21 protein-coding genes and 1 tRNA gene are annotated in these 21,565 nt (G+C 41.1%); 12 read left to right on the forward strand and 10 right to left on the reverse strand.

Annotation, left to right across the window (positions count from 1 at the left end; genetic code table 11):
* Positions 1 to 48 precede the first annotated feature (48 nt).
* A tRNA-Arg gene (locus tag AB9K32_RS09500) sits at positions 49 to 122 on the reverse strand.
* A 61-nt stretch (positions 123 to 183) separates the two neighbouring features.
* Between AB9K32_RS09500 and AB9K32_RS09505 the strand changes: the two genes are divergently transcribed.
* Positions 184 to 696 (forward strand): adenine phosphoribosyltransferase, encoded by a 513-nt coding sequence (locus AB9K32_RS09505; RefSeq protein ID WP_369885037.1) that lies wholly within the window; start codon positions 184 to 186, stop codon positions 694 to 696.
* Here the strand turns inward: AB9K32_RS09505 and AB9K32_RS09510 are convergent.
* From AB9K32_RS09510 to AB9K32_RS09520, 3 genes are all read right to left on the reverse strand, one after another.
* On the reverse strand, positions 693 to 842 hold the full coding sequence (locus AB9K32_RS09510; protein WP_369885038.1) for an SsrA-binding protein: 150 nt from the start codon (positions 840 to 842) through the stop codon (positions 693 to 695). The two genes, AB9K32_RS09505 and AB9K32_RS09510, sit on opposite strands and share 4 nt — an antisense overlap.
* A 522-nt stretch (positions 843 to 1,364) precedes the next feature.
* Positions 1,365 to 3,143, reverse strand: a complete 1,779-nt coding sequence (locus AB9K32_RS09515) for a M56 family metallopeptidase (RefSeq protein ID WP_369885039.1) — start codon at positions 3,141 to 3,143, stop codon at positions 1,365 to 1,367.
* Entirely contained in the window at positions 3,143 to 3,502 is a 360-nt protein-coding gene (locus AB9K32_RS09520; protein ID WP_369885040.1) for a BlaI/MecI/CopY family transcriptional regulator, read from the reverse strand. Before AB9K32_RS09520 ends, AB9K32_RS09515 begins: the two co-directional genes overlap by 1 nt.
* A gap of 151 nt (positions 3,503 to 3,653) precedes the next feature.
* On the opposite strand from AB9K32_RS09520, the gene AB9K32_RS09525 reads away from it, so the two are divergent.
* On the forward strand, positions 3,654 to 4,592 hold the full coding sequence (locus AB9K32_RS09525) for a calcium/sodium antiporter (protein WP_338193466.1): 939 nt from the start codon (positions 3,654 to 3,656) through the stop codon (positions 4,590 to 4,592).
* A 60-nt stretch (positions 4,593 to 4,652) separates the two neighbouring features.
* On the opposite strand, the gene AB9K32_RS09530 is transcribed toward AB9K32_RS09525, so the two are convergent.
* Positions 4,653 to 5,663, reverse strand: coding sequence for a glutamine synthetase beta-grasp domain-containing protein (locus AB9K32_RS09530; protein WP_224835258.1), 1,011 nt, complete (start codon positions 5,661 to 5,663; stop codon positions 4,653 to 4,655).
* A gap of 211 nt (positions 5,664 to 5,874) precedes the next feature.
* On the opposite strand from AB9K32_RS09530, the gene AB9K32_RS09535 reads away from it, so the two are divergent.
* The 9 genes from AB9K32_RS09535 (at position 5,875) to pyrF (ending at position 14,815) form a co-directional block, all read left to right on the forward strand.
* Positions 5,875 to 8,061: a glutamine synthetase III gene (locus AB9K32_RS09535; RefSeq protein ID WP_369885041.1), complete on the forward strand. Its 2,187-nt coding sequence runs from the start codon at positions 5,875 to 5,877 to the stop codon at positions 8,059 to 8,061.
* A 78-nt stretch (positions 8,062 to 8,139) separates the two neighbouring features.
* Complete coding sequence (locus AB9K32_RS09540; protein ID WP_224835256.1) at positions 8,140 to 9,318, forward strand: AIR synthase related protein; 1,179 nt, start codon at positions 8,140 to 8,142, stop codon at positions 9,316 to 9,318.
* A gap of 47 nt (positions 9,319 to 9,365) precedes the next feature.
* On the forward strand, positions 9,366 to 9,806 hold the full coding sequence (locus AB9K32_RS09545; protein ID WP_224835255.1) for a ubiquinol-cytochrome c reductase iron-sulfur subunit: 441 nt from the start codon (positions 9,366 to 9,368) through the stop codon (positions 9,804 to 9,806).
* 19 nt (positions 9,807 to 9,825) lie between these two features.
* Positions 9,826 to 10,263, forward strand: coding sequence for a thioredoxin family protein (locus AB9K32_RS09550; RefSeq protein ID WP_252079126.1), 438 nt, complete (start codon positions 9,826 to 9,828; stop codon positions 10,261 to 10,263).
* A complete protein-coding gene (locus AB9K32_RS09555) occupies positions 10,260 to 11,255 on the forward strand; it encodes an FAD:protein FMN transferase (protein WP_224835253.1) in 996 nt (331 codons plus the stop codon). Before AB9K32_RS09550 ends, AB9K32_RS09555 begins: the two co-directional genes overlap by 4 nt.
* Before the next feature lie 12 nt (positions 11,256 to 11,267).
* Positions 11,268 to 11,477 carry a DUF4266 domain-containing protein gene (locus AB9K32_RS09560; protein WP_224835252.1) on the forward strand — a complete coding sequence of 70 codons (210 nt, stop codon included), beginning with the start codon at positions 11,268 to 11,270 and terminating at the stop codon, positions 11,475 to 11,477.
* A 30-nt stretch (positions 11,478 to 11,507) separates the two neighbouring features.
* Positions 11,508 to 12,803 carry a DUF3570 domain-containing protein gene (locus AB9K32_RS09565; protein WP_369885042.1) on the forward strand — a complete coding sequence of 432 codons (1,296 nt, stop codon included), beginning with the start codon at positions 11,508 to 11,510 and terminating at the stop codon, positions 12,801 to 12,803.
* 69 nt (positions 12,804 to 12,872) lie between these two features.
* Positions 12,873 to 13,949 (forward strand): peptide chain release factor 1, encoded by a 1,077-nt coding sequence (prfA, locus tag AB9K32_RS09570; RefSeq protein WP_369885043.1) that lies wholly within the window; start codon positions 12,873 to 12,875, stop codon positions 13,947 to 13,949.
* Positions 13,950 to 13,993: 44 nt separating this feature from the next.
* The gene (gene pyrF, locus AB9K32_RS09575; protein ID WP_293294173.1) at positions 13,994 to 14,815 is read left to right on the forward strand and encodes an orotidine-5'-phosphate decarboxylase; all 822 of its coding nucleotides are present in this window, start codon (positions 13,994 to 13,996) and stop codon (positions 14,813 to 14,815) included.
* Positions 14,816 to 14,825: 10 nt separating this feature from the next.
* Here pyrF and AB9K32_RS09580 read toward each other — a convergent pair whose 3' ends face one another.
* Positions 14,826 to 15,017 (reverse strand): hypothetical protein, encoded by a 192-nt coding sequence (locus AB9K32_RS09580; RefSeq protein ID WP_224835248.1) that lies wholly within the window; start codon positions 15,015 to 15,017, stop codon positions 14,826 to 14,828.
* Positions 15,018 to 15,206: 189 nt separating this feature from the next.
* Here AB9K32_RS09580 and AB9K32_RS09585 point away from each other — a divergent pair, with 189 nt between their 5' ends.
* On the forward strand, positions 15,207 to 15,731 hold the full coding sequence (locus AB9K32_RS09585) for a hypothetical protein (RefSeq protein WP_369885044.1): 525 nt from the start codon (positions 15,207 to 15,209) through the stop codon (positions 15,729 to 15,731).
* Between the two features lie 178 nt (positions 15,732 to 15,909).
* Here AB9K32_RS09585 and AB9K32_RS09590 read toward each other — a convergent pair whose 3' ends face one another.
* From AB9K32_RS09590 to purU, 4 genes are all read right to left on the reverse strand, one after another.
* Positions 15,910 to 16,620: a DUF4197 domain-containing protein gene (locus AB9K32_RS09590; RefSeq protein ID WP_224835246.1), complete on the reverse strand. Its 711-nt coding sequence runs from the start codon at positions 16,618 to 16,620 to the stop codon at positions 15,910 to 15,912.
* Positions 16,621 to 16,801: 181 nt separating this feature from the next.
* The gene (locus AB9K32_RS09595) at positions 16,802 to 19,087 is read right to left on the reverse strand and encodes a glycoside hydrolase family 65 protein (RefSeq protein ID WP_369885045.1); all 2,286 of its coding nucleotides are present in this window, start codon (positions 19,085 to 19,087) and stop codon (positions 16,802 to 16,804) included.
* Between the two features lie 88 nt (positions 19,088 to 19,175).
* Positions 19,176 to 20,528 carry an MFS transporter gene (locus AB9K32_RS09600; protein WP_224835244.1) on the reverse strand — a complete coding sequence of 451 codons (1,353 nt, stop codon included), beginning with the start codon at positions 20,526 to 20,528 and terminating at the stop codon, positions 19,176 to 19,178.
* 131 nt (positions 20,529 to 20,659) lie between these two features.
* Positions 20,660 to 21,508 carry a formyltetrahydrofolate deformylase gene (gene purU, locus AB9K32_RS09605; protein ID WP_224835243.1) on the reverse strand — a complete coding sequence of 283 codons (849 nt, stop codon included), beginning with the start codon at positions 21,506 to 21,508 and terminating at the stop codon, positions 20,660 to 20,662.
* Positions 21,509 to 21,565: the final 57 nt, after the last annotated feature.

Below are 21,565 nucleotides of genomic sequence, written 5' to 3' on the forward strand. Positions count from 1 at the left end.
GGGGTGCCAGAAATAAAAAAGGAGCTATTTTTAATAGCTCCTTTTCTGTGACCGCGGCAGGATTCAAACCTGCAACCTTCTGAGCCGTAATCAGATGCGCTATTCAGTTGCGCCACGCGGCCTTATTTAAGGGCTGCAAATATATTTCTTTTTAACTTTACCACAAAACCCTAGCGAACAAAAATGGATTTTGAACCCTACATTCGTGATATTAAGCATTTCCCAAAACCGGGCGTGACTTTTAAGGATATAACGCCCCTATTAAAAAATGCCACAGCGCTGCAAAAGGCGGCCAATGCCTTGGTGGGGTTTATTGGCAATACGAAAATTGATAAAGTAGTAGGGGTGGACAGCCGAGGTTTTATTTTTGCTCCCATGTTGGCCGAAAAACTAGGTGCTGGTTTTGTAACTGTCCGAAAATCAGGAAAGCTGCCTTATACGACTATTTCTGAGTCCTATGATCTGGAATATGGAAAGGGGATCTTGGAAATCCACACGGACGCCATTGAGGAAGGGGACAAGGTGTTGGTGCACGACGATGTACTGGCAACAGGCGGGACTGCCGAAGCCGTATGTAAATTAGTGGAGAAGCTAGGGGGAGAGGTGGTCCAGTGCAATTTTCTAATCGAACTTTCCTTTTTAAAGGGGGGCGATAAGCTCAACGGTTATCCTGTAAAAGCCCTACTGAGATATTAACTATTGTCCAAAGCCTTGGTGGTTACAAAATAGCGCCACCCGATTATCGCTAGCTGCAATTTACTTGCCTTGGATAGATCCAGTCCCTTTTTAGAATATGACGGGAGAATAACCTTGTTTATTTTGGCCAAAACCTTGTAAAACATAAATTAATTGGGTTTAGGACAAATATAGGCAAAGCAACTTATAGGTTATATCTTATAAGGTTGCAGGTAGCTCGGTGTTTTTTAAATAAAAATTAGAGTCAGGAGTTGCATTAAAAGAGCGATGAAAAACTTTACGATTGCGATCATTTTTTAGATTGGTTTAAATGTTGAACAAACAACTATTTTGCTTGTATGTTTTTCGAATATAGAATGATAAAAGTCATGCTTCCAAGCAATTGAGTAAAAATCTATGCAATTGAATACGAGATTGAATCTTTTAAAACGGTAAGCTGCTATAAGTGTAATATTGATGCTTGGTAAAAATTAATATATGTAACCTATAAGTGTGTATGTGATTAAATAATGTTAGAATTGTAGGGGGTCTTTTAATAGGTTTACCAAAACCTAGGGAGGTTTCGTTTAAAAAAGCGCTATTTTTAGCTGTTTCGTTTCTCGATAAAAAAAAGAGCCGCTAAAAAAAGCGACTCATTCAACATTAAGTTTTTATGGTTTAAAAAGGAATTATTTATTTTTTTTGGTGGTTATCTCAACCACTCCATTTGTAGCTTTTTTACCATATTTTTCAATAGCAGGGTCTCCCTTTAAAACGGTTACATTTTCAATATCGGATGGTGATATTTTATTGACAATTTTTTGTTTTGTTTTTTTACCATCCACAATATACAGTGGTCGACCTTTATCATCAGAACTTATAAAAAGGAAGTTCGAGTCATCACCGCTGACTTCGATATCCTCGTCATCATCGGAATCCCTAATGACCATTACATTTGTTTTATTCTCAATGTTCACATCCTTGTCGTCAATCATTTTCATTACAAATGCACCGTCTTTCTTTTTTCCAATTTTCTCAATTTTTACATTCTTCTTTCCGTTACCCTTTTGTTTGACTATAAAAACACTTTCTTCATCACTATCCTCATTTAAATGTATATCCATGGTATGTAGCTTATCTTCATTGACCTCCTCACCATTGACGAATACCTTCTTTTTACCATCTACTTTTTTTACGATAATTTCTTTTTCGTCATCCGTACTCCATGAGGCGTCACTATCATCCGTTCTATGGATTTTAACCTTACTTTTCTTTTTTGCGTTCCAAAAGGAGACCGCATTGTTCGTATCATCGTATAGTACGGTTATAGGGTTGATCGGACTATCGGAATTTGAGTTGTAATTCCCACTAAAGTCTTTACCGTTTGCGTTTTTTCCGCTTAGGTTCAACGAGATAGAAATAATTTCGCCGTCGTCGTTCCTTACTGTGGTATAGCTAAAGTCCACACCCTCTTTGGCCAAATCTTTTTTAATGTTGTCCAAATCCGCATCTGTGGTGTTCTTGTCAATGGTTAGCTCTACCATCTTGTCGTCTTTTGGTGTTTCTTTTACCATAACGTTATCGAGGGTGACGGAATCTTTATAAAGATATTTTTTCTCAATATTGAAACTCACAAGCAGCAATCCCAATAGAGGCATTATGGCCAGTGTTTTAAGAATGTTGATTTTTTTCGATTGATTTTGATTTAACATGACTATTCGTTTTTTGATTAATGAATTATAAAATGAGTTGGCCAATGTGTATTCTTTTTGATCGACCGCCTGTTTTAGCATAAGGTACTGGTAGGATTTTTTGTTGTCCGTTTCTTCCACGGCGTAATGATCCGCCAAATACTCTAGGTTCTGTTTTATTGCACTTTGATACAACCATAGAATTGGATTGAACCAGAAAACTATCTTTAAAACTTCCAATAATAGAATATCCAAGGTGTGATATTGTCTTGCATGGACCTTTTCGTGTTCCAAAACCGAGCGTAGTTCGTTTGGTTCGAACAATCGCGGATTATAAAAAATATAATTGAAGAACGAGAAGGGGGAAATCCGCTTTTCCGTAATCATATGAACATACGGACTTTCCTTTTTAATATTTGCGGTTCTGGATAGCTTTCTTAGCGAAAGCAACCTTGTAATGAATTTTATAAATAATAAAATGGCGACCGATAAATATAAGGCTATGATTAAACCCTCGGGGACAATAAAGCCATTTTGACCTGTTGTGGCGGGTACTTGGGAGGAGGTTTCGCCGACTTGCACTAAAATAGGTTGGGCCGCTACAACGGTTTGCTGAATTTTAAGTAATGGAAAGATAAAGGACAGTACCAGGCCTGCAACCAAAAACAGCCGATTCTCCATAAAAAGGGTCTCCTTTTTTAGAAAAATATGGTACACCGCCAAAAAACCACCGGCCACAAGAAAGGATTGTAAAATATATAGTAGAATGGTTTCCATTACTTTTTCTTTTCAATTAGGTCAATAATCTCTTTTAGCTCGGAAACCGATATCTTTTCTTCTTGTGCAAAATGTGAGACCAAACTCTTAAAAGAGTCGTTATAGTAATCGGCAATTGCGGCATTTACATATTTTTTGCGGTACTGTTCTTTGGTGATCAAAGGGAAATACCGATGGGTGTTACCGAACGCTTCGTGGTCTACGAATCCTTTTTCCTGTAGGTTTCTAACTATGGTGGACAAGGTGTTGTAATGAGGTCTTTCACCTCTAATTTCTTCAAGAATTTCTTTTACAAACGCTTTTTTGAGCTCCCAGAGAATTTTCATGATTTCCTCTTCCTTGTTGGTCAATTTTTGCATAATACTGTATTTGTTGCCCAAACATAATACTAATCTTATAGTTAAGCAACTATTTTTATAGTTTATTAACTAAAAAAGTAGTTTTTATTTTTGTTATAACCTTCTTGGGTGAGTTATTCTTCCATTATATTTGCATGCAAATCATACATTTTTGGGAAATCTACTTTTTATTGTTTTAGGATTGGTTCTGCTTATAGCAGGTGGAAATTGGTTGTTAAAATCGGCGGTAGCCCTGTCCTTGCGGCTCTATATCCCTAAAATTGTTATTGGTATGACGGTGGTTTCCTTTGCCACCTCTGCCCCTGAGCTTATTGTAAGCATTAAGGCGGCTTTGGATGGGTTTCCGGACCTTTCCCTGGGCAATGTTGTGGGGTCCAATATCGCAAATCTGGGACTGGTTTTGGCCATTACCGTAATAATGGGAAGTATAGATGTACGTAAAAGTTTTTACACTACCGATTGGCCGGTTATGATAGTTGCTTCGTTGTTGTTTTGTGGCTTTATTTATTTTGATGGGGTTCTGGAACAATATGAAGGGATCATAATGGTATCCTTGCTATTTGTGTTCCTTGTTTACTTGCTGAGGTTTCAAAAAACAGCGGTAGTGGACGAAATGCCGGAGGACGATGTTCCTTTGCCATTGTATAAAATAGTCCTGTTTCTGGGGATAGGGGGAACTGCACTTTGGGGAGGTTCCGAGCTGCTTATTGATGGTGCAGTGGGTCTGGCATCCTCCTTTGGAGTAAGTGATCGTGTAATTGGGATAACCATAGTGTCCGTAGGAACCAGTATTCCGGAGTTGGCAGCATCGGTAATCGCGGTGATCAAACAGGAAAAAGCGATTTCTTTAGGGAATTTGATCGGGTCCAATATTTTTAATCTGCTCGCAGTATTGGGAATAACTTCGATAATTACCCCGATAACCGTAATGGACGAGGGGTTGTTGTCCAGCGATATCTTTTGGATGCTTGGGATATCTTTTCTTATTTTTCCATTGGTGTTTTTTCCAAAAGGATTACGGTTGGGCTGGAGAGATGGTTTAATTCTTTTAACCTTCTATGTGGTATTTATATATATGACCATAACATAAAAACCGCCCCAAATCTGGGACGGTTTTCATATATAATCAACAACTAATTAATATGTGTACTTATATATCCGCGGATTTAACCGTTTTAATAATTCTGGCAGCTACCTTATAAGGGTCGGCATTGGAAGCAGGTCTTCTGTCTTCCAACCATCCTTTCCAGCCCTTTTCCACGGTCATGATCGGAATCCTGATAGAGGCACCTCTATCGGAAACACCGTAGCTAAAGTCCTTAATGGAAGCTGTTTCGTGCTGTCCGGTCAATCTTTCATCGTTAAATTCACCGTAAACGGCAATATGCTCTTTGGTAACCGGGCGGAAAGCTTCACATACTTTTTCATATGTTTCTTTAGATCCACAGGTCCTCAACAACGTATTGGAGAAGTTGGCGTGCATACCGGAACCGTTCCAATCCCCTTTGATCGGTTTTGGGTGGTACTCAATATAGTATCCGTAACTTTCTGTCAATCTCTGTAATAGGTAACGTGCGACCCAAATCTCGTCTCCGGCCTTTTTGGCGCCTTTGGCGAACAATTGGAACTCCCACTGCCCGGCAGCAACCTCTTGGTTAATACCTTCGAACTGAAGACCAGCATCCAAACAAAGGTCGGCGTGTTCCTCAACAAGATCCCTGCCCCAAGTATTTTTACCACCTACGGAACAATAGTATAATCCTTGTGGACCCGGATAACCGCCAACGGGGAAGCCTAACGGCAGCTGGGTGGCCGTATCCATTATAAAGTACTCTTGTTCAAAACCAAACCAGAAATCGTGATCGGCATCGTCTATGGTCGCCCTCGAATTACTGGCATGAGGCGTTCCATCCGGATTTAAAACCTCTGTCATTACCAAAAAACCATTTCTTCTGGCTGGATCTGGATAAATGGCAACGGGTTTCAATAAACAGTCGGAATTACCACCTTCTGCCTGTTTTGTGGATGAACCGTCAAAAGACCACATGGGGCAATCTTCTAGTTTGCCGCTGAAGTTTTCTTCTATTCTGGTCTTACTTCTGATGTTGGCTGTTGGGTCATATCCATCCAACCATAGATACTCTAATTTAGATTTGCTCATAATTCCGGTAGTTAATCGTTTTATATTTTATGATTCACAAAAATAATTGTTTCGATGGAATATCTGTATTTTGAGGGGGTAAAATCACAAATTTTCGTTTAATGTTTAAAATACCCCTTTTTAAGGTGGGGTCAAATATCAAAAAAGTAATTTTTTGATTATTAATTATTAAATTCTTAATTGTAGATTTGAAAATTAAAAATACTTCAATATGCCGCAAACAAGATTTCAAGCACTGACCGAAAGCCGCAATCGAACATATACCAATATCAACGAAACGGGCAAAAGGTCCGAACTCTTTGGGAAAAATGTTTTCAATGAAGAGAAAATGCTTCAGTTTTTAACTGCAGAAGCATTGGATAACGTAAAATCGGCAATATTTCAAGGAACCAAAATCGATCGTAAAATCGCCAATCAGGTAGCGGAGGGGATGAAAGCGTGGGCATTATCGGTCGGAGCGACCCATTATACCCATTGGTTTCAACCGCTCACAGGTTCTACAGCTGAAAAACAGGATGCATTTTTTGATCTGCTTCCAGATGGTAGGGCCATGGAGAAGTTTGGAGGGGCCCAGTTGGTGCAGCAAGAACCGGATGCATCCAGTTTTCCCAGTGGCGGTATCCGAAATACGTTCGAAGCCCGAGGATATACGGCTTGGGACCCAACATCTCCTGCATTTATTTATAAGACCACTCTTTGTATACCTACCATATTCGTGGCGTATACCGGCGAGGCGTTGGATAATAAAGCGCCATTGCTGCGGGCATTGAGCGCTGTGGATGAAGCGGCGACCTCCGTAGCACAGTATTTTGATAAAAATGTTAGAAAAGTACATGCTACCTTGGGTTGGGAACAAGAGTATTTTTTAATCGATAAATCTTTGGCCAAATCCAGGATAGACCTTTCGGTCACCGGACGAACTTTAGTGGGGAGTTTTTCTGCCAAAGGACAACAGTTGGACGATCATTATTTTGGGGTGATTCCTGCCCGGGCTTTGGCATTTATGAGCGAACTCGAAAAAGAATGCACCAAATTGGGAATCCCCGTCAAAACCCGTCATAATGAGGTGGCGCCGAACCAATTTGAATTGGCCTCGGTTTTTGAAGAAGCCAATCTCTCCGTAGACCATAATCTATTACTAATGGATGTTATGGAGGAAATTGCCGATAAATTCAATTTCACCGTGCTCTTCCACGAAAAACCATTTGCTGGAATAAATGGGTCCGGAAAACACAACAACTGGTCTTTGGCCACCGATACGGGAGTAAACCTGTTGAGTCCTGGAACCACGCCAATGAAAAACCTTCAATTCCTTACATTTTTTGTAAACACCATTAAGGCGGTGGATACCTATGAGGAATTGTTGAGGTCTTCCATTGCATCTGCGAGCAATGATTATAGGTTGGGGGCTAACGAAGCGCCTCCACCAATAATTTCCATATTTATAGGTAAACAATTGAGCGATGTGCTCGACGAACTCGAAGGGGTTTCCAAGGGAAAGCTGTCTCCTAAAGAAAAAACCGAGCTCAAACTTAATGTGGTAGGTAAAATACCAGAGATACTGCTGGACAATACGGATAGGAACCGAACTTCTCCGTTTGCCTTTACCGGGAACAAATTTGAAATGAGGGGGGTTGGGGCCAAAACCAACTGCGCCAAGCCCATGACCTTGCTCAACACTATTGTGGCCAAGCAACTTACAGATTTTAAAAAGGAGGTCGATACCCTGATCGACAAGAAAAACCTGAAAAAGGACGAGGCGGTCTTTAACGTATTGCGAGAATATATCAAAACCTCCAAGCGTATCCGTTTCGAAGGAGATGGATATGGACTGGAGTGGCAAGAAGAGGCACGCAGACGCAAATTGAGCATCAACAAAAATACTCCCGAAGCACTACAGGTAATTACTTCCAAAGAAAGTATTTCGCTGTTCAAACAGATGAAAGTACTGAGCGAAGTGGAGCTTAAAGCACATAAGGAAGTAGAGTTGGGTGCCTATATTTTCCATATCCAGATAGAGGGAAGGGTATTGGGAGAAATGGTGTACAACCATATTATTCCTGCAGCCGTAAAATACCAAAATGTGTTGTTAAAGAACATTCGAGGGTTAAAAGAAGTATATGGGGCGGCACACAAAAAAGTCGCAGAAAGCCAATTGAATATTTTGGAACAGGTCGGAGAACACATCCTTAGTATAAAAAAACTTACCGACGAGATGGCGGATGCACGCAAACGTGCCAATGGCATGTCCATGGTGGATAGAAAGGCCAAGGCGTATTGCGATAATGTGAGGCCATATTTTGAAAAGATCCGGGAGCATTCCGATAAATTGGAAAAATTGATTGCAGACGAGTTTTGGCCTTTGACCAAGTATCGCGAAATATTGTTCTCCAAGTAGTTTGGTGACAAAGAGGAAAAGATGGAAAGCATGTCAATAGTTTGATGGCTTTCCGTTATTTTTGCGCAAAGTATTCATATGTCATCCGATACCAGTAAAAGATATGCACAACGAGGAGTTTCTGCCTCCAAAGAAGACGTGCACAACGCCATCAAAAATATAGACAAAGGACTTTTTCCCAAGGCATTTTGTAAAATAGTGCCCGATTATCTCACCGGGAGCCACGAACATTGTTTGGTAATGCATGCCGACGGTGCTGGGACAAAATCCTCATTGGCATATATGTACTGGAAAGAAACCGGGGATATTTCGGTTTGGAAAGGTATAGCCCAAGACGCCCTAATTATGAACGTGGACGATCTTATTTGTGTAGGCGCTACCGATAATATAATGCTGTCATCCACCATTGGGCGAAACAAGAACTTGATTCCTGGTGAGGTGATTTCTGCCATCATCAATGGTACGGAGGAGCTTATTTCAGATTTGGGCAAACACGGGATTACCATACGTTCCACTGGAGGTGAGACCGCGGATGTCGGTGACCTGGTTCGTACCATTATCGTAGACTCCACGGTAACGGCTCGTATGGAACGTAAAAACGTTATAGACAATGCCAATATAAAGGCGGGGGATGTGATTGTCGGTTTGGCATCGTTTGGAAAAGCGTCTTACGAAACCGAGTACAATGGGGGAATGGGCAGTAACGGGCTGACATCGGCCAGGCATGATGTATTCTCCAAGTATCTTGCGGATAAATACCCTGAAAGTTTTGATGCTTCAGTGCCTGAAGAATTGGTGTATTCCGGGAATACAGGTTTAACGGACGCTGTATCCGATTCACCGCTTGATGCTGGTAAATTGGTTTTGTCGCCAACCAGAACCTATGCACCGATCATTAAAAAAATATTGGACAAATACACCTCACAACAAATTCATGGTATGGTGCATTGTAGTGGAGGTGCTCAGACCAAAATTCTTCATTTTGTGGAGAATCTCCATATAGTAAAGGATAATATGTTTTCCATTCCACCTTTGTTTAAATTGATCCAGGAACAATCCGGAACCGATTGGAAAGAAATGTACCAGGTTTTTAACTGTGGACATCGAATGGAGTTGTATGTGGATGAAGGAGTGGCGGAAGATATTGTGTCCATTTCCAATAGTTTTGATGTGGATGCTCAGATAATTGGGCGCGTGGAAGCATCCGACACTAAAAAATTGACCATTCGGAGTCCCTACGGGAAGTTTGAATATTAGCATACGATTTGCTCGGAAATAGCGTTTGAGTATATAAACCTTACGCTATGGAAAGAAAAGAGTTTTTGAAAAGTTTGGGAGCTGGTGCCGCTTTTGCCCTAACCTTCCCATGTCTGCACGGTTGCTCCAGTGATGAAGTGGACGGTAATTTGGTAGAAGAACCTATCGGAGTCGATTTTATTATCGACCTTAATTCTGCCGAAGCAGCCAATCTCTCCGAGAATGGCGGGTTTATTTTAAAGAATTTGGTCGTAGTTGCTAGGAATTTGCAAGGAGAATATGTGGCGGCCAGCCAAGTTTGCAGTCATCAATCCTATGATCAAGTGCGGTTTGTGGATCAAAATGGAGGAATTTTCTATTGCGATGTGCATGGTTCCCGTTTTGATCAGGATGGGACACCTCTGAACCAAGTGGATAATACGGCGGCAAAGGCGCTCAAGGTCTATAATACCGAACTCGACGGCACTGCGCTTAGGGTGTTCGAATAGTTTTTGAAACCCAAATTTTATGAAAAATATAATCTACATTTTGCTCTTTGTCTGGGGAGGCATGCTCCATGCGCAACAATGGCACGAAAACTACGATGAAGCCCTGGCCCAAGCCGCGGGTGAGGACAAGCCGATTATTTTGGTGTTTTCTGGATCGGATTGGTGCGCGCCCTGCATCAGGCTGAAGAAACATATTTTTGATAGCGATACATTTAAGACGTTTGCTGCCGAACATTATGTGTTATATAATGCCGATTTTCCCAGAAAAAAGAAAAATCAACTGCCGCAAGATAAACTCAACCGGAACAAATCCTTGGCCGAAAATTATAACCCAAAGGGTTATTTTCCCTTGGTCGTGGTTTTGGATAAAAATGAAAATGTTTTGGGCACCACAGGCTTTGTGGCCCGCACCAAACCCGAAAAATATATTAAGACGATCAACAAGTTCCTAAAATGAGAATTTTTACGGCCCTTTTTTGCATTTTCTTCTCCTTGCTTACCTATGGGCAGGCAAGGCAAAATTTGGTTACCGTAAAAAAGACCCTTAAATTGATGGGAACCCGTTTCGAGATTACCGTGGTGGCACCAAACGAGGAGATAGGCTACATCAATATTCATGAAGCCGTTTCGGAAATAGAGCGGATAGAGAAAATTATTTCATCATGGGACAAAGACTCCCAAACCTCTTTGATCAATAAGAATGCAGGTATAAAACCGGTAAAGGTAGGCAAGGAGTTGTTCGATATTATTGAGAGGTCCATTAAAATATCGGAACTTACGGATGGTGCCTTCGACATCACCTATGCTTCTATGGACCATATTTGGAAATTTGATGGAACAATGGATAAAGCCCCGACCGAAGCGGAAATCAAAAAATCAGTATCTAAGATCGGGTATAAAAAAATAGTGCTGGACGCTGAAAACAGAACCGTCTATTTGCCAGTTAAAGGTATGCGAATCGGATTTGGCGCAATCGGTAAGGGGTACGCTGCGGACAAGGCCAAGGAACTTTTGGTCTCCAAAGATGTCAAAGGGGGTATAATCAACGCATCTGGAGATCTTACAACCTGGGGTACCAAGGTAACCGGAGAAAAATGGTTGGTGGGCATAGCCAATCCCTTGAGCAAGGACAGGGTTTTTAGTTGGTTGCCCGTTGTGGAATCGTCTGTGGCCACCTCCGGCAATTATGAAAAATACATCGTGTTGAACGGTGAAAAATACTCTCACATCATCGACCCACGAACGGGATACCCCACAAGAGGAATCAATAGCGTATCCATTTTTGCCAAACAGGCCGAATTGTGCGATGCACTTGCAACCGCAGTGTTTATTTTGGGAAGGGACGTTGGGCTCCATATGATCAACCAGATAGATGGGGTGGAAGCCGTTGTTGTGGATGGTGAGAACAAAGTTCATAGGAGTTCCGGTATTGTGTTCGATACGAATTAGTACATTTGAAGTATGGTTAAAACCTTAGCTTTCGTATTACTTTTGATTTTGGCAAGTTCATGCGTAACCGTTCGTGAATATGAAAAGGCATACCTGAACGATGAGGATATGCAATTAAGTGCTAGGCCCAGCGAACGTTTTGAGAATAATTTTCAAGTGTACCGAGAAGCATCTTCAGGTGCCAACGGCGGAAAAACTGGAGGTGGCTGTGGTTGTAATTGATAACATTACTCGTTTTTTGATATAAAGCCAATGTACTTCCAAGCTCAAAACCTAAAGCATTCCATTTTCCTTCTATCATTTTTGATGGTGTCCATAATGTGGTCGCAACAAAGCGATACGTCCTATAAAAAAAGAGTATTGGAAGCCAGTGAGGTGGATATTCTCTTCAGTTATTATGATCAAGATGGGCAAAATGCAGCTGTAACCGGAGGGGAAGGTACCGAGGAATTAACGGATGCAACATCGAGTATAGTGCTTCGCATGCCCATGAACGAAGATGATATTTTGACTGTGGATGTGGGGCTTTCCGCTTACACCTCCGCATCATCGAGTAATGTAAACCCCTTGGATGGCGGACTGCTTGTGAGCCCGTTCGATGCCTCATCGGGTGAATCCCGTAAAGATGTCCTGGTTTACATTAACCCTAGTTATCAGCATAGCTCCGAGAATCGGAATTCCATTTGGAGCGTTAATGGGTACGTATCGTCGGAATATGATTATTTTTCCATAGGATTTGGAGGCAGTTTTACCAAGTTGTTCAATGAGAGAAATACCGAAGTGACCTTGAGTGCCAATGTGTTCTTGGACAAATGGAACTCGCAATATCCGATTGAGCTTCGTGAAGGTTTTTTTGATGATCGAATTTCTGGTAATGGAGCATACAGCCCTATTTTTTCCGAGTTTGAAGATGAAAACAGAAATTCCTATTCAATTTCCCTTGGGTTTTCCCAGATTTTGAGCCGAAAACTACAAGGAGCTTTGTTTATGGACCTGGTTTCGCAGAATGGATTGTTGAGTACCCCTTTCCAGCGTGTATATTTTTCTGATTTCGAAGATTTTTATATCGATGACTTCCAATTGGCGGATAATGTAGAACAGCTGCCCGATAGCCGTTTTAAGATTCCTGTGGGGGGACGGTTAAATTATTATTTGAACGATTTGATCGTTTTGCGATCTTACTATCGATTCTATTGGGACAATTGGGGAATACGTTCGCATACGGCCAGTTTGGAAGTGCCGATTAAACTCACCGATAAGTTTACTTTATATCCCACTTACCGCTACTATACCCAAACGGCAGCGGATTATTTTTATGCCAAGGAGCAAGCCCTTTCTACTTTTGTACATTATACATCGGATTACGACCTGTCCAAATACAATGCCCATCAATATGGGGTTGGAGTGCGGTACAACGACATTTTTACAAGTGCCCGCGTTTTTAATTTTGGTCTAAAAGCCATTGACCTTCGGTTTGGTCAATACGAACGTAACGATGGCTTAAATGCATTCATTATTACCTTGGGAACTACTTTTGTTGGTAACTGACACCTTTTGTTGGGAAAATAATCCGACTAAAAAATCGTAAATTCGCAATTCCTATACGAGGATCTATTTATGCTAGACAAACTCAACATTGTAAAACAACGTTTTGATGAGGTTTCGGACCTGATCATACAACCAGATATTATTGCGGACCAAAAAAGGTACGTTAAGCTCAATAAAGAGTACAAGGACCTTAAAGTGCTTAGCGATAAACGCGACGAGTATATTACCCTTGCCAACAATATCCAAGAAGCCGAGGAGATAATCGCCGATGGCAGTGATACGGAAATGGTGGAAATGGCCAAAATGCAGTTGGACGAGGCCAAAGGCGCATTGCCCAAGTTGGAAGAGGAAATCAAGTATTTGTTGATTCCAAAGGACCCTGAGGACGAGAAGAACGTGGTGATGGAAATTCGGGCCGGAACCGGAGGTGACGAGGCGAGTATTTTTGCTGGAGACCTTTTTCGGATGTACACTAAATATTGCGAATCCAAAGGTTGGAAGACCAATGTTATCGATTTGAGCGAGGGGACCAGTGGCGGATTCAAGGAAATCCATTTTGAAGTTAACGGGGAAGATGTGTACGGAACGCTAAAGTTCGAAGCTGGCGTGCACCGTGTACAACGTGTGCCACAGACGGAAACCCAAGGTCGTGTGCACACCAGTGCCGCGACCGTAATGGTAATTCCCGAAGCAGAGGAGTTTGATGTGCAGATAGACCCAAAAGATGTTCGTATCGATTACTTCTGTTCCTCTGGACCAGGTGGGCAATCCGTGAACACTACCTATTCTGCAGTGCGGTTGACCCACGTTCCAACAGGTATCGTGGCACAATGTCAAGACGAAAAATCGCAGCACAAAAACAAGGATAAGGCTTTTAAGGTACTTCGTGCACGTTTGTACGATATGGAATTGGCCAAAAAGCAGGCAGAAGATGCCGCTAAACGTAATTCACAGGTAAGTAGTGGCGACCGCTCGGCGAAAATTCGTACCTATAACTACCCCCAAGGGAGGGTTACCGATCACAGAATCGGATTAACATTATATGACCTTCAAAATATTATGAATGGTGATATACAAAAAATCATTGACGAGCTTATGTTGGTAGAGAACACCGAAAAACTCAAGGAAGCTTCAGAGATATTTTAATAAAATTTTTAATCCAAATTCTGTATCGGAAACAACCCACCAGCATGAAGATAGAGGACTTAATCTCACAAATTCGTCAAAAAAAATCATTTCTCTGTGTTGGTCTTGATACCGACCTGGATAAAATTCCAAGGCATCTTTTGGAAGAAGAAGATCCCATTTTTGCTTTTAACAAGGCAATAATCGATGCTACGCACCCTTATTGTGTGGCATACAAGCCCAATATTGCTTTTTATGAAGCCTATGGGCTGAATGGTTGGAGATCTTTGGAACGGACCATGGTATATTTGAACGAAAAGCATCCGGAAATATTTACGATTGCAGATGCCAAACGCGGCGATATCGGGAATACATCTACCCGTTATGCAAAAGCATTCTTTGAAACCATGAATTTTGATTCGATTACCATTGCACCGTATATGGGAAAGGATTCGGTAGAGCCTTTTTTGGAATTTAAGGATAGGCATACCATATTATTGGCGCTCACTTCCAATCAGGGTGCTTTTGATTTTCAGACCAAAAATGTGTCCGGTAGGGAATTGTACAAAGAAGTATTGTCCGTTTCCAAGACCTATAAAGGAGCAGAAAGGTTGATGTATGTTGTGGGTGCTACAAAAGCCACATATTTGGCCGATGTTCGAAAGCTTGTTCCGGAAAGCTTTTTATTGGTGCCAGGTGTAGGTGCTCAAGGCGGAAGCTTGCAAGAGGTTTGCAAGTATGGAATTACCAAGGATGTGGGCTTATTGGTGAATTCTTCCCGTGGAATTATCTATGCTTCGGCAGAGACTGATTTTGCCGAAAGTGCAGAAAAAAAGGCACAACAAATCCAAGAGGAAATGGAAATAGAGCTAGCTAAGATCAATTAAGTGGAATTGCCTATAAGCTTTCCAATACCTTTTTAATGCTTTGAGCCTTGTTTCTGAAAAAATCACCCAATTGGGAATCCTTTCCAGAAACACTGGCGGCCTTTTCTATAAAATTATTGTGCATTACTTCCAAAACCGATGCGGCCTGGCTTAAACCTGTGATAGGGGTTACCGTTCCAACTTTGCAATACTGATTATTCATAGCGATTCAGATTTGTTACTTACAAAGATACGTTCAAAACAGCCTTTTGGACTATTGTGAAAAGGGGTACACGTCTAAAAATCAGGTAATTTATCTAAAATTTAACGTATCTTAATTGAAGCGGCGCTTTTGCTTACATTGGGTTGGAATAAAATTAACGTACCTTTAATAGAACTCGATTTTTCCTTGATGCGAAAAACATTTTTTATTCTTATCGTTTTAATTCAGGTGAAGCTGTTTGCCCAAGTAGCAAATAACTGTAATTGTTGTACCCAGAACCATAGTGCTTTCGATTTTTGGGTCGGGGAATGGAATGTGATCAATTCCATAAATGGAACGCCGGCAGGAACCAGTGTAATAGAGAAGGTAGAAGATGGTTGTGCGATACGGGAATATTGGACCAGCGAACAAGCGGGGTATACCGGGACCAGTTTAAACTTCTTCAATACAACCACTGGTCAATGGGAGCAGTTGTGGATAGACAACGCAGGGGCTGTTTTAAAATTAAAGGGTGGACGAACGGGTAATCGAATGATTCTAATTTCCAACCCAATTAAGGGTGCGGATGGCAAAACTTACATAAACCAAATTACATGGACCAATAATACGAACGGATCGGTACGGCAACTCTGGGAGGTACTCCGGGATGGTCAGGTAAGTTCGGTTGCTTTTGATGGCATATATACCAAAGTAGAAAAAACAAAAAACCGGTGAACTTCACCGGTTTTTAAACTAACTAACTCAAAAAAATGCTAACTCAGATAACTGATACAAAATTCCATTTAAACCTTCAGGTGTAGGTTAATTTAACTTTAGGAATTTGTTATAATTAAACTCAATTATTGAAATTAGAACGTATTCTTTTTAAAGTTATTATATTTTTTTCAAAAAATTATGATTTATCTTGAAGAGCAAACACTTTTTTTAACAAATCTGTTGTTCTGGACGAAACTTTTGTCCTAATTTCCTTTTCTTCTATCGATATCATGGTGTACACACCTTCCAGAGCTTCATTTGTGGTGTAATCCGTTAAATCTGGATTTACATCGTTTGTCAAGGGCAGATTATTGTATTTGGTAATAATGTTGCTCCAAATTTGGTCTGCACCAACTTTTTTAAATGAGTTTTTAATAATGGGATTGAATTTGTTGTATAGCTGGGTCTTTGTCGCTTGCTGTAAATATTGTGTGGCAGCGTTATCATTACCTAAAAGAATTTGTTTGGCATCATTGAAGGTGATTCCCTTAACAGCATCAACAAAAATGGGTGTTGCCTCGCTAACGGCATCTTCTGCCGCCCGGTTGATTATTTTTAATCCTTCGTCCGCTAGGCTGGACAATCCTATGTCGCGAAGGGTCTTATCTACTTTTTGTAACTCTTCGGGCAAAAGGATCTTAACCAGTTCGTTGCGAAAAAAGCCGTTTTCCAATGCTAGTTTGTTCACTTGTTTATCGATTCCCATATTAAGGGCCTCTCGTAATCCTTGGGCAATTTGTTCGTTTCCGATTCCGGTTGTTCCTTGTGGCAATTGGTTTACGACTTGCTGGAGTTCTGCACACCCAGCCAGTTGCAATACCAAAAAACAGAGCAGTAATTTTTTCATTTCGATGATTTTAATTGACCTAATTTAATTCTAATATCTGTTGATTTGCAGTGCTTTATCCATTTTGGATAAAATTCTGAATTGTAGTTTGCTAACGGAAATATGAACGGGCTTAGTATAAATCAAAAACTAAGCCTGATTTGTTGCCGATTTCCAATAGTTTACCAATTCCGTTTTCTTTCTAGCTCAGTAATACAGATTCGCCGTTTACCAATATTTCCAGTGTTTCTCCAGAATCTATATCGAATGTGGTGCCATCTTGTGCCACGGTTACTTTTAAAATTCTTTCCCTAAAGTTGATCTTAAAGGAATATTTCTCCCATTGTTTTGGAATTTTGGGTGCAAAAGAAAGTTTTCCATTTTTTATGCGCATCCCACCAAAACCTTCTACAATGCTCATCCAAGTACCGGCCATGGAGGTAATATGCAAACCTTCTTCAACTTCTTTATTGTAATCGTCCAAATCTAAGCGAGAGGTTCTCAAATAAAAGGTGTAAGCTTGGTCCATGCGGTCCAATTTAGCTGCCTGTACCGAGTGTACGCACGGTGATAAGGAAGATTCATGGACCGTATATGGTTCATAGAAATCAAAATGTTTTTCCAGCTCGACATCGGTAAAGTGGTCCTCAAAAAAATAGAAACCTTGTAATGTATCCGCCTGTTTAATGTAGGGCGATCTTAGAATACGGTCCCAACTCCAATGTTGATTGATAGGACGTTCTTTTTTGTTCAGATCCTCTACGGGTACCAAATCCTTATCCAAAAATCCATCTTGTTGCAAATAGACGCCGTGTTGCTCGGAATAAGGGAGGTACATTTGGTCGGCCACTTTTTTCCACAACCCTGTTTCATCGTTGGTCAACTTGGTTTTGTCCAAAATCCTTTTATAGTCGCTCGTGTAGTTTTGTTGTACATGATCCAACTGTTCCAAGGCATACTCCAAACACCATTTGGCAATGTAGTTGGTGTACCAGTTGTTGTTTACATTGTTTTCGTATTCGTTAGGCCCGGTTACCCCAAGCATTACGTATTTGTTACGATTGGTGGACCAGTTGACCCTTTGTTGCCAAAAACGGGCAATACCGATCAATACTTCCAACCCCATTTCTGGAATATAGGTATGGTCTTGAGTGTAACGGGTGTAGTTAAAAATGGCAAATGCAATAGCGCCGTTTCTGTGGATTTCTTCAAAAGTAATTTCCCATTCATTATGGCATTCTTCACCGTTCATGGTAACCATGGGGTAGAGTGCGGCACCGTTTTTAAAACCCAGCTTTTCCGCGTTTTCGATGGCCCTTTCCAAATGGTTGTAACGATATTTCAATAGTTTTCGCGCTACATCTTGGTTTTTGGTCGCCATGTAGAACGGTATGCAGTAAGCTTCGGTGTCCCAGTAGGTACTCCCTCCATATTTTTCTCCAGTGAATCCTTTGGGACCAATGTTTAATCGAGAATCTGTGCCCGTATAGGTTTGGTTCAATTGGAAGATGTTAAAACGTATGCCCTGCTGTGCTTTCACATCGCCTTCGATGTGGATATCGCTCATTTCCCAAACGCTCGCCCAGGCTTTTTTTTGTTCGTCCAAGAGCGCATCAAACCCTAAGGAAAAAACTTGGTCCAATAGGGTGTTGGATACTTTTTTTAATTGATCTGCTTCGTGGTTTCTGTCTACAGTGTAGCCTCCAAATTTTATTAAAGAGACCTGTTCGCCCTTTTTTACTTTTTGAGAGAATTCAAATCCGACGGACAATTCACTTTCATTGATCGAATCGGGTGCTTCCTTGGTAGTATTGCCATACACCATTTTTGCCTGCATAAAAGTGCAGACCTTAAAGTTGGTTTTCATGGTGTGGGATTCGATGAATGCCCTGTTCTTTTCCGAGCTAATTTTGGTAGTGTTCCAAAACTTGTCGTCCCAGTTACTATCTTCGTTGGTTATACCTGCATCGAGATAGGGTTTTAAAACAACTTCGGCATCCGTATTAATGGGTTTGATCTCAAATTTGATGGCGCCAACTTCATCCTGTAGTAAACTTAAAAAACGGGTGGCAATCACTTCGATTTCCACATTGTTTGGGGTGGTCGCGACAAAATTTCGTCGGTACCATCCTTCCTTCATGTTGAGCTCTCGTTTAAAATTTTTGATATGGGAGCACGTGGCCAAATCCAAAGGTATTCCATCTATTTCCACATCGATACCGATCCAATTGGGTGCGTTCAATACCTTGGCGAAATATTCCGGATAGCCATTTTTCCACCAACCAACACGGGTTTTATCGGGATAATATACCCCGGCAATATAACTACCCTGAAAAGTGGGCCCAGAATAGGTCTCTTCAAAATTTGCGCGTTGCCCCATGGCACCATTTCCTATACTAAAAAGGCTTTCGGAAGATTTAACACGATCCTTGTCGAATCCTTCTTCAATTATGCTCCATGCATTTGGTTGTATATAGTCTTGATTCATTTTTGCTGTTGATTGATGTTTATAGTATTTTGAATATTAAGTGTTCTTTATCTGAGTGTTAGCTCGATCGGGAATATAGGAAAATCAATTATAACTCTAGTGCTTTATCGTCCGTATCCTCTACTTTTAAAACAAGTAGTGCAGCGATCAGAAAAGCAACACCACTTGTTACCAATGCATAAATGGGCTGGCCATTATAAAAGTACTTTACAATGGGGCCGCCGATCAATGCGTTTATAATTTGTGGTATCACAATAAAAAAATTGAAAATGCCCATATATACGCCCATTTTTTGCGGGGGAATGGCCCCGGCCAATATTGCATAGGGCATTGCCAAAATACTGGCCCAAGCAATTCCAATACCGAACATGGACAAAATGAGCCAATTTTCGTTGGGCATAATATAAATGGATAAAAACCCGAGCGCACCAATGATCAAGGAAATGCTATGGGTTTTTTTACGTCCTACCTTTTTGGCAATAGCCGGTAGAAAAAAGGCAAAAATTGCTGAGACCCCATTATATACTCCGAATAAAATGCCGACCCAATCCCCGGCATTTTGATAGGCAGAACTTTGGCTATTGTTGGGGTCCAAACCATAGATATGTTCGGCGATGGCCGGTGTGGCGAACACCCAAAGCCCAAACAAGCCGAACCAGGAAAAGAACTGCACCCAGCTCAATTGCCGCATGGTAACGGGCATTTTTGCAAAATCAGAAAAAATATCCAACAGACTGCTCTTTTCGTCAATGGTCTCTTTGTTGTTTTCTTGTTTGTTCAGCAGGGCCATTTCGGCTGGTGTATATTCCTTTGTGGTGAATACGGTTATGGCAACACTGGTAACAAGTACCAAGGCACCTATTACAAAGGAAATCAATAAATTCAATGGGACTTCCCCTGCAGTTGCAGTGTTGCTTATACCGACCCAGTTGGTCAGAACATAGGGCAACCAAGAACCTATTACTGCACCAATCCCGATCAAAACTGTTTGGACACTATAGCCCAGGGTGCGCTGATCGGAGGGCAACATATCCGCAATCAATGCCCTAAAAGGCTCCATTGCAATATTGAATGAGGCATCCATGATCATAAGCATACCTGCTCCGACCCAAAGCGATGGCATAATGGCCGTAAACATATCTGCGTTGGGCATTAGCACAAGCCCCAACGAAGCCAACAATGCACCTGTTAGAAAGTAGGGGCGGCGACGCCCAAGGCGTGTCCAAGTCTGATCGCTATAATGACCGACAATGGGTTGTACTATTAATCCTGTAAGTGGGGCAACGATCCAGAACCAGGAAAGTTCGTGCACATCGGCACCAAAACTTTGGAGTATTCTACTGGCGTTGGCATTTTGAAGGGCAAATCCCATTTGTATTCCTAGAAATCCAAAACTTAGGTTCCAGATTTCCCAGAAGCTTAATCGACGCTTTTGAAACATTGTAGTTGATATTTATTTCAAAGTTGGAACAGTTCATCTGACCAACCAATATTTACTGGGGAGTAAGATATAAACGTTGACTCTATCAAAGGTAAACTTTTTTCAATTTCCCCGATTTGTGAGTAGAAAATTTATGAGAAAATAACAGTTTTATTATTGTACACCATAGTTTTTCGGGCAACATGAAGTTGAACTGCACGCGATAGTACAATGCGCTCCAAGTCTCTTCCCTTGGCAATAAAATCTTTAACCGAGTGGGTGTGGGAAACTGTGGTCACATCTTGTTCAATAATGGGTCCGGCATCCAGATCTTCTGTAACATAATGACTCGTGGCCCCAATAATTTTTACACCTCGGTTAAAAGCCGCATGGTACGGCTTTGCCCCCGCAAAAGCTGGTAAAAAGGAATGGTGAATGTTAATGATTCGTTGTGGAAAAACATTGATCACCTTTGGGGATACAATTTGCATATATCTTGCCAGCACAATAAAATCTACATCAAACTTTTTCAAAAGATCAAGTTGTTTGTCCTCGGCTTCTGCTTTGTTTTCCTTGGTCACGGGAATATGGAAATAAGGTATGTTGAATTGTTCCGCGACGTATTCCAAATCTTTATGGTTGCTCAGTATAAAAGGAATTTCGACCGATAGCTCGCCCGAATTATATCGGCTTAGTAGATCATATAAACAATGATTGTACTTAGAAACGAACACAGCCATTTTTGGTTGATGGCCATCAGTATAAGCATCCCATTCCATATTGAATCCATGGGCGACTTCCTTTTCAAAATCATGTTTAAAATGGTCCAAGGAGACCGTATTTTCGAACTCGCTTTGTAAGCGCATAAAAAATACCCCAGCCTGTTTGTCCACATGCTGGTCCAAGTAAACAACATTGCCTTTTTGTTTATGGATAAAAGTGGTTACGGATCTAATAATCCCCGATTGGTCAGGGCAATTAATGAGAACGGTAAGTTTCATGCGGTATAATTAAGTGGGTAAAATTATGATATTCAAAATAGCAAGCCCAGACTTACA

Origin of the sequence: Allomuricauda sp. XS_ASV26 (assembly GCF_041224615.1) — a bacterium.
Classification (GTDB): Bacteria; Bacteroidota; Bacteroidia; order Flavobacteriales; family Flavobacteriaceae; genus Flagellimonas; species Flagellimonas alginolytica.